The organism is Mitsuaria sp. MSU3D (assembly GCF_056867975.1).
The window spans coordinates 5112573-5124048 of the sequence record NZ_CP200314.1; the positions used below are offsets into that span (position 1 = coordinate 5112573).

At 69.2% G+C, this 11476-nt stretch carries 10 protein-coding genes; 4 read left to right on the top strand and 6 right to left on the bottom strand.

Features of this window, described 5'->3' with window-relative positions:
- Genes AC1VNM_RS22440 through AC1VNM_RS22450 form a run of 3 tightly spaced genes read right to left on the bottom strand, consistent with a single transcriptional unit; the run spans position 1 to position 4289 of the window.
- Positions 1–1224, bottom strand: a complete 1224-nt coding sequence (locus AC1VNM_RS22440; RefSeq protein WP_483108356.1) for an acetate/propionate family kinase — start codon at positions 1222–1224, stop codon at positions 1–3.
- 3 nt (positions 1225–1227) lie between these two features.
- Positions 1228–2019, bottom strand: a complete 792-nt coding sequence (gene fabI / locus AC1VNM_RS22445) for an enoyl-ACP reductase FabI (RefSeq protein WP_483108357.1) — start codon at positions 2017–2019, stop codon at positions 1228–1230.
- A complete protein-coding gene (locus tag AC1VNM_RS22450) occupies positions 2016–4289 on the bottom strand; it encodes a DUF3141 domain-containing protein (protein ID WP_483108358.1) in 2274 nt (757 codons plus the stop codon). The genes fabI and AC1VNM_RS22450 overlap by 4 nt, the downstream gene beginning before the upstream one ends.
- Before the next feature lie 119 nt (positions 4290–4408).
- Between AC1VNM_RS22450 and AC1VNM_RS22455 the strand changes: the two genes are divergently transcribed.
- Complete coding sequence (locus tag AC1VNM_RS22455) at positions 4409–5362, top strand: phosphate acetyltransferase (protein ID WP_483108359.1); 954 nt, start codon at positions 4409–4411, stop codon at positions 5360–5362.
- Here AC1VNM_RS22455 and AC1VNM_RS22460 read toward each other — a convergent pair whose 3' ends face one another.
- The 3 genes from AC1VNM_RS22460 to AC1VNM_RS22470 all read right to left on the bottom strand — a co-directional run bounded on the left by AC1VNM_RS22460 (position 5363) and on the right by AC1VNM_RS22470 (position 8744).
- Positions 5363–5887, bottom strand: coding sequence for a Dps family protein (locus tag AC1VNM_RS22460; RefSeq protein ID WP_067280034.1), 525 nt, complete (start codon positions 5885–5887; stop codon positions 5363–5365).
- Positions 5888–6126: 239 nt separating this feature from the next.
- Positions 6127–7611, bottom strand: coding sequence for a catalase (locus AC1VNM_RS22465; protein WP_483108360.1), 1485 nt, complete (start codon positions 7609–7611; stop codon positions 6127–6129).
- A 212-nt stretch (positions 7612–7823) separates the two neighbouring features.
- A complete protein-coding gene (locus AC1VNM_RS22470; RefSeq protein ID WP_297532779.1) occupies positions 7824–8744 on the bottom strand; it encodes a hydrogen peroxide-inducible genes activator in 921 nt (306 codons plus the stop codon).
- A 99-nt stretch (positions 8745–8843) separates the two neighbouring features.
- Between AC1VNM_RS22470 and panB the strand changes: the two genes are divergently transcribed.
- The 3 genes from panB (at position 8844) to AC1VNM_RS22485 (ending at position 11471) form a co-directional block, all read left to right on the top strand.
- On the top strand, positions 8844–9707 hold the full coding sequence (panB, locus tag AC1VNM_RS22475; RefSeq protein WP_431100971.1) for a 3-methyl-2-oxobutanoate hydroxymethyltransferase: 864 nt from the start codon (positions 8844–8846) through the stop codon (positions 9705–9707).
- A gap of 2 nt (positions 9708–9709) precedes the next feature.
- Positions 9710–10543 (top strand): pantoate--beta-alanine ligase, encoded by an 834-nt coding sequence (panC, locus tag AC1VNM_RS22480; protein WP_483108361.1) that lies wholly within the window; start codon positions 9710–9712, stop codon positions 10541–10543.
- Positions 10544–10751: 208 nt separating this feature from the next.
- Positions 10752–11471, top strand: coding sequence for a peptidylprolyl isomerase (locus AC1VNM_RS22485; protein ID WP_377158747.1), 720 nt, complete (start codon positions 10752–10754; stop codon positions 11469–11471).
- Positions 11472–11476 lie beyond the last annotated feature (5 nt).

The following is an 11476-nucleotide window of genomic DNA, read 5'->3' on the forward strand; positions in this document are numbered from 1 at the left end:
TCACTCCTCCCCGGCGAGCAGCCGGAACGTGTGGCGGGCCATCATGAGCTCCTCGTCGGTGGGGATGACCCAGGCCTCGCACCGGCTGTCGACGGTGCTGATCCGGCGCTCGGCCGGCCCCTCGCGGTTGGCGGCCTCCTGCGTCGACACCCCCAGCCACAGACAGCGCGACAGCACCCGCCGACGGATCTCCGCGGCGTGCTCGCCGATGCCGGCGGTGAACACCAGGCCGTCCAGGCCGCCCATTTCCGCCGCCAGCGCGCCGATCTCGCGGGCGACGCGGTGGACGAAGACATCGATCGCGAAACGCGCCCGCGGCGCGTCGCTGGCCAGCAGCTGGCGCATGTCGCTGGAGATGCCGGACAGTCCCAGCAGGCCGGACTGCTTGTAGAGCAGGGTCTCGAGCTCGCGCGCGTCCATGCGCTGCTCGTCCATCAGGTAGATCAGCACGCCGGGATCGAGCGCGCCGCTGCGCGTGCCCATCGGCAGGCCGTCGACGGCAGTGAAGCCCATGCTGCTGGCGATGCTGCGGCCGCGGTGCAGCGCGCAGGCGCTGGCGCCGTTGCCCAGGTGCAGGATGACGGTGCGTCCGTCGGCCAGCCGCGGCGACAGTGCCGGCAGCCGCGACGCGATGTACTCGTAGCTCAGCCCGTGGAAGCCGTAGCGGCGCACGCCGGCCTCGAACAGCGCGTAGGGCAGCGCGAAGGCGTCGGCGACGTCGGACTGGCCGCGATGGAAGGCCGTGTCGAAACACGCGACCTGCGGCAGCCCCGGAAGCGCCGAGAACGCGCGGCGGATCGGCGCCAGGTTGTGCGGCTGATGCAGCGGCGCGAGCGGCACCAGCGTCTCCAGTTGCGCCAGCACCGGCGGCGTCACCCGCACCGGCTGCGCGAACGCGGTCCCGCCGTGCACGACGCGGTGGCCGATGCCCAGCATCTCGATGCCGGGGAACTCGTGGGTGACGAACTCGACCAGGTGATCGAGCGCCCCCTCGTGCGTCAGCGTCTCGCCGACCGGCCAGTCGCGCGAGCCGGCCTTCGAGCCGTCGGCATGCGAGGCCTCGAAGTGCGGCGTCGCGGTGCCGATCCCTTCGACCTGCGCGCGCAACTCAAGCCGCAACGGGCCCAGCCGTCGGTCGTCGTGCAGCGAGAACATCGACAGCTTGATGCTGGATGAGCCCGCGTTGACCACCGCGATGAATTCGCCTTCCAGTCGTGGATCCATCGCTCACCCCATGATGTGATAGCCGCCGTCGACGTACAGCGTCGAGCCGGTGATGAGCCGCGCGTGGTCGCCCGCGAGCATCGCGGTCGCGTAGCCGACGTCGTCGATCGTCGCCAGCGCGTGGGCCGGCGCGCGGGCGGCGGCATCGGCGAGCAGTTGGTCGAACTCCTCCAGGCCCGAGGCCGCGCGCGTCGCGATCGGCCCCGGCGAGATCGCGTGCACTCTGATCCCGGCCGGACCCAGCTCGTGCGCCAGATAGCGCACCGAGGCTTCCAGCGCGGCCTTCACCGGGCCCATCAGGTTGTAGTGCTCGACGACGCGGCTCGCGCCCTGGAAGCTCATCGTGAACAGCGTGCCGCCGGAGACGCGCATCAGCGGCTCCGCCAGACGCGCCATGCGGATGAAGCTGTGGCACGAGATGTCCATCGCCAGCGCGAAACCGGCCGCGCTGCTGTCGACGAGTCGCCCGTGCAGGTCGTCCTTCGGCGCGAACGCGATCGAGTGCAACGCCGCGTGCAGCACGCCCCAGCGCTCGGAGACCGCGGCGAAGACGGCGTCGAGCGATTCGGGCTCGCGCAGGTCCAGCGGCAGCAGCAGCTCGGCGCCGAGCGCGTCGGCCAGCGGCTTCACGTGCGGCAGGGCCTTGTCGTTGAGGTAGGTCAGCGCCAGGTCCGCGCCCATCGCGCGGAAGGCCCGGGCACAGCCGTAGGCGATGGACTGGTCGTTGGCGATGCCGGTGATCAGCACCTTGCGCCCGGCCAGCAGGCGGCCGAACTGGACGGCGGCGGAGTTCATGCCACCGCCTTGCGGCGACGCGCGGGCTTGGCCGCCGTCGAGGCCGCGATCGAGACCGTCGCCGTGGTCGCTGCGATGGGCGCCGACAACGCGAGCGCCATGTCGGCGACACGCGCCGGATCGACGTGCAGCAGGTCGTGGACGTAACGCGCCGCGGGCGACTGCGGGTCGGCGAGCTCGGATTCGGCCATCAGCACCGCGCTCGCGAGGGCCACCGCCTGCTCGCGGTCCTCGAGCGTCGGCAGCAGCGTCGGCAGCGCGGCCATCGCCTCGTCGGGCGCGAAGGTCACGATGAGCGCCTGCCGATGCAGGAGCGTCGCCCAGTCCTCGCCGGGCACCGCCTCGGCGGCGACGGCACCTTCGGCCTCCTCGGCCATGCGGCGGTGGGAATCGGCCAGCAGCTGGCCCAGGACCAGCCCGCGTCGCTGGACGACGCCGCGGTGGGCCAGCCCCGCCAACAGGATGCGGCAGACCGCGTCCGCGAATCCGCCTTGTTCGACCTGCTCCAGCGCCATGCGACGGCCTTCGCGCTCGTCGGCGGCCGCGTGCGCGACGCCGGACGCGAGGTCCGAGTCACGCGGTGGCAGCACCGCGCCCAGCCCGCTCGGGCCATACACCGCCTCGACCCAGTGCACGAGCGTCGCGTCACGCTGGTGGCCGAGCCGGTCCAGCGATTCGCTGATCGCGCGGGAGCCGAGCTGCTCCCACTTCAGCCACGGGTTGTCGGCATCGACGTTCTGGCGCTGCGTCCGCGCGTGGTCGGCGGCCTGCTTGAGCCACGGCGCCAGCGGATGCAGGTCGGAGATCGCCAGATGCTGCAGGCGCAGCGGGTGCGTCCAGCGCAGCCACTCGCCGAGCGCCTTGCTGCCGACCGCGCGCACCGCCGGTTGCAGCCACTGGCGGTAGCGGCGCATGTTCATCTCCGACACTTGCGCGATCGTGCTGAACAGCGCCTCGTCGCGGCGGCATTCCGGATTCAGCGCGCGCAGGTCGTCCACGGTGCGGGTCTCGAAGCTCACGGAGTAGTCGCCCGATTCCAGCGCCGCCAGCGGTGCGTCGGGATCGCGGGCGTCGATCTTCATTTCGTAGAGACCGGGCGGCAGCGCGGCGATCTGCTCGAGCGTGTCGAAGATCTGCTCATGCTCGCGCCGCGCGATCCCGCCGCCGACGAAGATGCCCAGGTGGCCGATCTTCGGGTGCAGCATGTAGACGATGGTGCGGCCCGCCTTGACCAGCGCCTTCTCGCTGCCCCAGACGTCGATGATCCAGTCCAGCGCCTGCTGCGGCGGCGTGATGTTGTCGCCCCAGGACGCGAAGATCACCATGGGCGCGGTGATGTTGCGCAGGTCCAGGCGATAGCCTTCCAGCTCGACTTCGCCGCGCGCCAGGCGGTTGCCGATGAACAGGTTCTCGACGATGGCCTCGATCTCCTCGCCGGTCATCCGGAAGTAGCCGCCCCACCAGCGCTCGAAGTCGAGGAAGCGCTCGCGCTCGGTGTCGACGTTGGCATAGAGGTGGTAGTACTTGTCCCACCAGCTGTTGGCGAGGTTGAGGTTCTCGAAGTTGGAGACCAGGTGCGCGCCGTCGAAGCGGTCGCCGCCGAGGTCCGCCGACAGCGCCGACATCCAGGCGCCGCCGAGCGCGCCGCCCGCGTAGCGCATCGGGTTCTGCTCGGGCGAGCCGGCCCAGTACGACAGCGGTGCGCCGTTCAGCACGATCGGGCCCATCAGGTCGCTGCGCACGGCGGCCAGCGCGGCGACGGCCCAGCCGGCCTGGCAGTTGCCGATCACCGCCGGCAGTCCCGGCGCCTTCGGATGGCGGCGGGCGACTTCCTCGATGAACTGCGCCTCGGCCCGGGCGACGTCGAGCAAGGTCTGACCCTCGACCGGTTCCGGCTCGAAGGTGATGAAGTAGACCGGATGGCCGGCGCGCAGCGCGACGCCGATCTCGGAGTCCGGCTTGAAGCCGCCGATGCCGGGGCCGTGGCCCGCGCGCGGATCGATGACGACGATGGGCCGGCGCGCGGGATCGACGATGTCGCCGTCGGCCGGCAGGATGCGCAGCAGCGCGTAGTTGCAGGGCTGCGGCAGGTCGCGGCCGTCGATGAGCAGTTCATGTTCGAACTTGAGCAGCGCGGGCTTGCCGGCCTGCAGATGGTCGAGGAACACGTTGCCGCGCTCGCGCATCGTGTCCAGCGTCAGCAGCGTGCGCTGCCACGCGTCGGTCGCGTACGCTTGCCAGTCGTGGATCCAGTCGGACGTTCCGGACATTCGCTTTGCTCCCAGCACTGCCTCGCGAGGTCCGCTCGGCTTGATTTGTTGCACCGCAGCATGCATCATCGACCGCGACTCGTTGCCAATGTCCCAGGGAGACGCAGGGTGATCGAACAATGACCGAACAAGCGCCCAGTGCCCATCCGCACTACGACCGCCTCATCGAGGCGGTGCGCCACCTGCCGCCGCTGCGCATGGCGGTCGTCCACCCCTGCAACGACGTGTCCCTGCTCGCGGCGACGGAGGCCGCGTCATTGGGGTTGATCGAACCGATCCTGATCGGCCCGGCGGGCAAGGTGTCCGAGGCTGCCTCCGCGGCCGGCGTGGACCTGTCGCGCTACACGCTGGTCGACGTGCCGCACAGCCATGCTGCGGCGGACATGGGCGTGGCGATGGCGCTCAAGGGCGAGGTCGACGCGTTGATGAAAGGCAGCCTGCACACCGACGAACTGATGGGCGCGGTGGTGCGGCGCGAAGGCGGCCTGCGCACCGCGCGGCGCATCAGCCATTGCTTCGTGATGGACGTGCCGGGGCATGCGCAGCCGCTGATCATCTCGGACGCGGCGATCAACATCCAGCCGACGCTGGAGGAGAAGGTCGACATCGTGCAGAACGCGATCGACCTCGCGCATGCGCTGCGTCTGCCGGAGGTGCGCGTGGCGCTGCTGTCGTCGATGGAGACGGTGAATCCGAAGGTGTCGTCGACGATGGACGCGGCGGCGCTGTGCAAGATGGCCGACCGCGGGCAGATCACCGGCGCGGTGCTGGACGGCCCGCTGGCGATGGACAACGCCATCGATCCCGAGGCCGCGCGCATCAAGGGCATCGTGTCGCCGGTGGCGGGCAGGGCCAACGTGCTGATCGTGCCGGACCTGGACGCGGGCAACATGCTCGCCAAGAGCCTGAGCTTCCTGGCGCAGGCCTATGCGGCGGGGGTGGTGCTCGGCGCGAAGGTGCCAATCGTGCTGACCAGCCGCGCCGATTCGCGCACGGCGCGGCTCGCGTCGTGCGCGTTGGCCTCGATGCTGGCGCAAGCCCGGCGGGACGGGCGCATCAAGGCCGTGGGCTGATCACTCTTCCAGCAGCGAGCGCAGCATCCACGCGGTCTGCTCGTGCACCGTCAGGCGCTGGGTGAGCAGGTCGGCGGTCGGCTCGTCGCTGGCCTTGTCGACCAGGTCGAACAGCGCGCGCGCGGTGCGGGCGACGCCTTCATGACCGTCGACCAGGATGCGGACCATGTCCAGCGCCTTGGGCGGCGTGGTCGGTGCGTCCGGCAGCGAGCTCAGCGCCGCGAATTGCGCGTAGGAGCCCGGCGCCTTGTGACCCAGCGAGCGGATGCGCTCGGCGACCGGGTCCACGGCGTTCCACAGCTCGGTGTACTGGGCCATGAACATCGCGTGCAGCGAGTTGAACATCGGCCCGGTCACGTTCCAGTGGAAGTTGTGCGTGGTCAGGTAGAGGGTGTAGGTGTCGGCCAGCAGCTTGGACAGGCCCTGCGCGATCGCGGCGCGGTCCTTGTCGCTGATGCCGATCTGGATGGACGGCGCGCCCTTGGCGGAGGCGGCTTTGGCGGGCGAGGGGCTCTTCTTGGCCATCGAGGGACTCCTTACGGGAATGGAAGACAAAAGACGCCCCGCAGCCTAACCGATCCAGGTGATCGGCAACATGACCGTGGGGCGCGAGGCGGGTGCTGCTCAGGCGACGCTGTGTTGCATCCAGTCGATCAATGACTGTGCATTCAGCGCGGCGCCGGCGGCCACCAGCAACCAACCCAGTGTGCGTTGTCCGGATCGTGGGGTCATGTCTTGCTCCTTACAGATGAAATCCGGCGGTGTCAGACGGTGAACTCGATGTCGAGCGCGCTCAGCGCGGCGCGCACGACACGGCCGTAGGCCGGATCGGCCTTGTCGAAGTGGCCCAGCTGCCGATCGATGATGAAGGCCGGCACGCCGCGCATCGATTCGGCGATGTTGCGACCCAGGCGCTGCTGCTGTTCTTCGCCGAGCAGGCGGAAGAGGGCGCCGGGCTGCGCGTAGTCGTCGTTGCCGACACGATGGTCGAAGCGCGCCGCGTCGCCCTGCAGGCGCAGCGGCGGTTCGGCCACGGACGGATCCTGCGTCGCGCCGCCGAAGCTGTTGGGCTCGTAGTACGCGTTCGGATTGCCCGTCGGCGTGCGGAAGAACTTCATTGCGCCGTCCTTGTGATAGTGATGGACGGGGCACTTGGGCGCGTTCACCGGCAGCGCCTCGTAATGCGTGCCGAGGCGGTAGCGGTGCGCGTCGGCGTAGCTGAAGATGCGCGCCTGCAGGACCTTGTCGGGGCTGAAGCCGATGCCGGGCACGATGTTGCTCGGCGAGAACGCGGCCTGCTCGATCTCCTCGAAGTAGTTCTCCGGGTTGCGGTTGAGCTCGAGCACGCCGACCTCGATCAGCGGATAGTCGGCATGCGGCCAGACCTTGGTCAGGTCGAAGGGGTTGTACGAGGTCTTGTCGGCGTCGAGTTCCGGCATCACCTGCACGGACATCGTCCACTGCGGGAACTGCCCCTGCTCGATCGCGCCGAAGAGGTCTTCCTGGTAGCTCTCGCGGGTCTGTCCGATGACCGTGCTCGCCTCGGCGTTGGTCAGGGTGCGATGACCCTGGCGGGTCTTGAAGTGGAACTTCACCCAGAAGCGCTCGCCGTCCGCGTTCCAGAAGCTGTAGGTGTGGGAGCCGAAGCCGTCCATGAAGCGCGGGCTGACGGGGATGCCGCGGTCGCTCATCAGGATGGTGACCTGGTGCAGGCTCTCGGGGGAGAGGCTCCAGAAGTCCCATGCGGCGGTCCCGGAGCGCAGGTTGGACACCGGGTGACGCTTCTGCGTGCGGATGAAGTCGGGGAATTTCAGCGGGTCGCGGATGAAGAACACCGGGGTGTTGTTGCCGACCAGGTCCCAGTTGCCTTCGCCGGTATAGAACTTCAGCGAGAAGCCGCGGACGTCGCGTTCCGCGTCGGCGGCCCCCAGCTCGCCGGCGACCGTCGAGAAGCGTGCCAGCATCGGCGTCTGCCGGCCGACCTCGCCGAACAGCTTCGCGCGGGTGAATCGGGTGATGTCCTGCGTGACGGTCAGCGTGCCGAAGGCGCCCCAGCCCTTGGCATGCACGACGCGCTCAGGAATGCGTTCACGGTTCTGGTGGGCCAGCTTTTCGATGAGCTGGTAGTCCTGCATCAGGACGGGGCCGCGCGGGCCGGCGGTCAGCGAATTCTGGTTGTCGGCGATCGGCGCGCCGGCGCTCGTCGTCATGACCGGGCACTGGGCGGGATGTTGGGGCTTGGCGCTCATTCGGGGCACTCCTCGATGCTTCAGACAGGGACGCTTTTGTAGAGGTCCGGACCGGCGCTGAACTCTCCCGGAAGGAGGACGGCGACGGCGCATGAGGAGGACTTTAGAGAATTGCTATCGATGGCGATATTTGGATAGCTTAAGTGTCGCGATAAGGAAAAACTAAAGCCGCCCGAGGGCGGCTTAGGCAAGGGGTCGGGTCTTGCGGCAAGTCACGACAGCAACGTCACCCCTTTGAGCGTGCACGCATAGACTGCGTTGCGCAGCGCCGCGACGGCCTCGTAACGGGTGAAGGTGCGGCGCCAGGCAAGCACGACGCGACGCGTCGGCGCCGGGTCCTCGAAGGGCACGTAGCGCAGGTGCGGCGGGACGTGGTCCGGCACGCTCAGCGCCGGCACCACGGTGACGCCCATCCCGGACGCCACCATGTGCTTGATCGTCTCCAGCGAGCTGCCCTCGAAGCTCTTGCGGATGCCCTCGGCGTCCGTCGAGAAGCGCGCGAACTCCGGGCAGACCTCCAGCACGTGATCGCGGAAGCAGTGGCCGTTGCCCAGCAGCAGCATCGTCTCGGCCTTGAGCTCCTCGGCGCTGATGCGCGGCTTCTTCGCCAGCGGATGCACCGCCGGCACCGCCACGACGAAGGACTCGTCGTACAGCGGCGCCACCGCCAGGCCCGCGTCGGGGAAGGGCTCGGCCATGATCGCGCAGTCCAGCTCGCCGGTGCGCAGCATGTCCAGCAGCTTCTGGGTGAAGTTCTCCTGCAGCATCAGCGGCATGCGCGGGTAGAGGTCGATGCAGTGCTTGACCAGCTCCGGCAGCAGGTAGGGCCCGATCGTGTAGATGATGCCCAGCCGCAGCGGCCCGTCCAGCGGATCCTTGCCGCGCTTGGCGATGTCCTTGATCGCGCTGGCCTGCTCGATCACCGACTGGGCCTGGCGCACGATGTCCTCGCCCAGCGGCGTCATCGTCACCTCGTTGGCGCCGCGCTCGAAGATCTTGACGTCGAGTTCCTCCTCCAGCTTCTTGATCGCCACCGACAGCGTCGGCTGGGAGACGAAGCAGGCTTCCGCGGCGCGGCCAAAATGGCGCTCGCGGGCGACGGCGACGATGTAGCGCAGTTCAGTCAGGGTCATGGCCGGCATTGTCCTCAGAAAGCGGCATCGTGGCACCGTCCCGGTACACTGCCGCCCCACCCCCCGGACCCTCCCCGGACCTGCCTCCAGGGGACACGCATGACCGACCAGACCTCCCCCCCGACCTCCCTCTACGCCGTGCCGCGGCCCGCGGGCTCGTCGCCCGACCGCAAGCCCGTCACGCTGCAGCGCCTGCTCGACATGCATGCCGCCGGCGAGAAGATCGCGATGCTGACCGCCTACGACGCCACCTTCGCGCACGCGATGGAAGACGCCGGCGTGGACTCGATCCTGATCGGCGATTCGCTGGGCAACGTGGTGCAAGGCCTGCAGACGACGGTCCCCGTCACGCTGGAGGCGATGGTCTATCACACGGCCAACGTGGCGCGCGCGCGTCGCGTCGCCTGGGTCATCGCGGACCTGCCGTTCGGCACGTACCACGAGTCCCCGCAGGTGGCCTGGAAAAACGCCATGCAGCTGGCGCAGGCCGGCGCGCACATGATCAAGCTCGAAGGCGGCGGCTGGACCACCGAGACGGTCCGCTTCCTGACCGAGCGCGGCATCCCTGTCTGCGCCCACCTCGGCCTGACGCCGCAGACCGTGACCGCCCTGGGCGGATTCAAGGTGCAGGGGCGCGATGAAGCCGGCGCCGCGCGCATCAAGGCGCATGCGCGCGAACTCGTCGACGCGGGTGCGCAGATGCTGCTGCTGGAGATGGTGCCGGCCGCGCTGGCCGGCGAGCTGACGCGCTCGCTGGGCGTGCCCGTCATCGGCATCGGCGCCGGCGCGGAGTGCTCCGGCCAGGTGCTGGTGATGCACGACATGCTGGGCGTGGGCGGCGGCCGCAAGCCGCGCTTCGTGCGCGACTTCATGCAGGGCGCGGCCTCGATCGGCGACGCCTTCTCGCGCTACGTGACCGAGGTCAAGTCCGGCGCCTTCCCCGCCGCCGAGCACACCTACTGATCATGAAGATCCACCACGACATCGCCGGCCTGCGCGCCGCGCTCGCGGGCGGCCGCCCGGTCGCGTTCGTGCCCACGATGGGCAACCTGCACGACGGCCATCTGGCGCTGGTGCGCCAGGCCCGCGCCGCGGTCGGTCCGGACGGCCTGGTCGTCGCCAGCGTCTTCGTCAACCGGCTGCAGTTCGCGCCGCACGAGGACTTCGACCGCTACCCCCGCACGCTCCCGCGCGACGCCGAGCTGCTGGAAGGCGCCACCTGCGACCTGGTCTTCGCGCCCGACGAACGGGAGATGTACCCCGAGCCGCAGGGCTACAAGGTGCATCCGCCGGCGGAACTGGCCGACATCCTCGAGGGCCACTTCCGGCCCGGCTTCTTCATCGGCGTCTGCACGGTGGTCGCGAAGCTGTTCCAGATCGTCCAGCCGGACGTGGCCGTCTTCGGCAAGAAGGACTATCAGCAGCTGATGGTGATCCGCCGCATGGTCGACCAGCTGGCCATGCCGATCCGCGTGCTGGCGGGCGAGACCGAGCGCAACGCCGACGGCCTGGCGCTGTCCTCGCGCAACGGCTACCTGAGCGAGCAGCAGAAGCAGGACGCGCTGCTGTTGTCGCGCACGCTGAAAGCGATGATCGCGCGCTGGCAGGCGGGAGAGCGCCAGCTCGACCGCATCGAGTCCGACGCGATGGCGTCGCTGCGCGACGCCGGCTGGGCGCCGGACTATCTGACGCTGCGCCGTCGCCACGACCTCGGCGCGGCGCGCGAGGGCGAGCCGCTGGTGGCGCTCGCCGCCGCGCGGATCGGCGAAACGCGCCTGATCGACAACCTCGAGTTCTGAAACGGGACGTGTCTTTCCGGCGGGAATCCTGGGCACTCCAGAACCGCCAGAGTGAGGTCCGACACTCTGTAAACGCGGCGTTAGGGAAAGCACCGCCTCATTTCGTGCGGCGCCCGCACCGGGCCCCATGACTTGTGTCAGCGCGCCCACGATACTTCGCCCTTCTTTGCCAGAAAGCGGGAGCCACAAGCTTCCATCGCGAGCCCACATGAAGTCGATCACCCTCCTCTCCCCGATCTCCTCCAAGCCCCGTCTGCTGGCACTGTCCGCCGCGCTGGGCGGCGCGTTGATGCTGGCCGCCTGCGGCGGTGGCAGCGACAACGACAGCGGCAATCCGGTGCAGACGCCGAAGCCGAACCCGGTGCCGGTCGCGCCGACCACGTCCTGCAGCGCCGCCGGCATCGCCGCGTCGAACGCGAGCACGGCCGCGCGCGTCGTGTGCATGCTGACGAGCGACGGCGAGATGGTCGTCGAGCTCGACGCCCGCACGCCGATCACGACCGCCAACTTCCTGAAGTACGTCAACGCGAAGTACTACGACAACACGATCTTCCATCGCGTCGTGCCGGGCTTCGTCGCGCAGGGCGGCGGCTTCATCACGGGTTACGTGGCCAAGACCCCCGGCACCGACCTGGGCGGCGCGATCAAGCTGGAGACCAACGTCGGCGTGTCCAACGTGAAGTACACGATCGCGATGGCGCGCACCTCGGTGGCCGACTCGGCGACCAGCCAGTTCTTCTTCAACTCCGTCGACAACAGTGCGACGCTGGACTACAAGACCGCCGCCGACCCGGGCTATGCCGCCTTCGGCCGCGTGATCTCGGGCCAGGCCACGGTCGACAAGATCAACGCCGAGCCGCAGCTCTACAGCGGCGCCGAGACCCCGGCGACCGAAGTCCTGCTGTACTGGGCCATCCAGTTGAAGTGATCCTG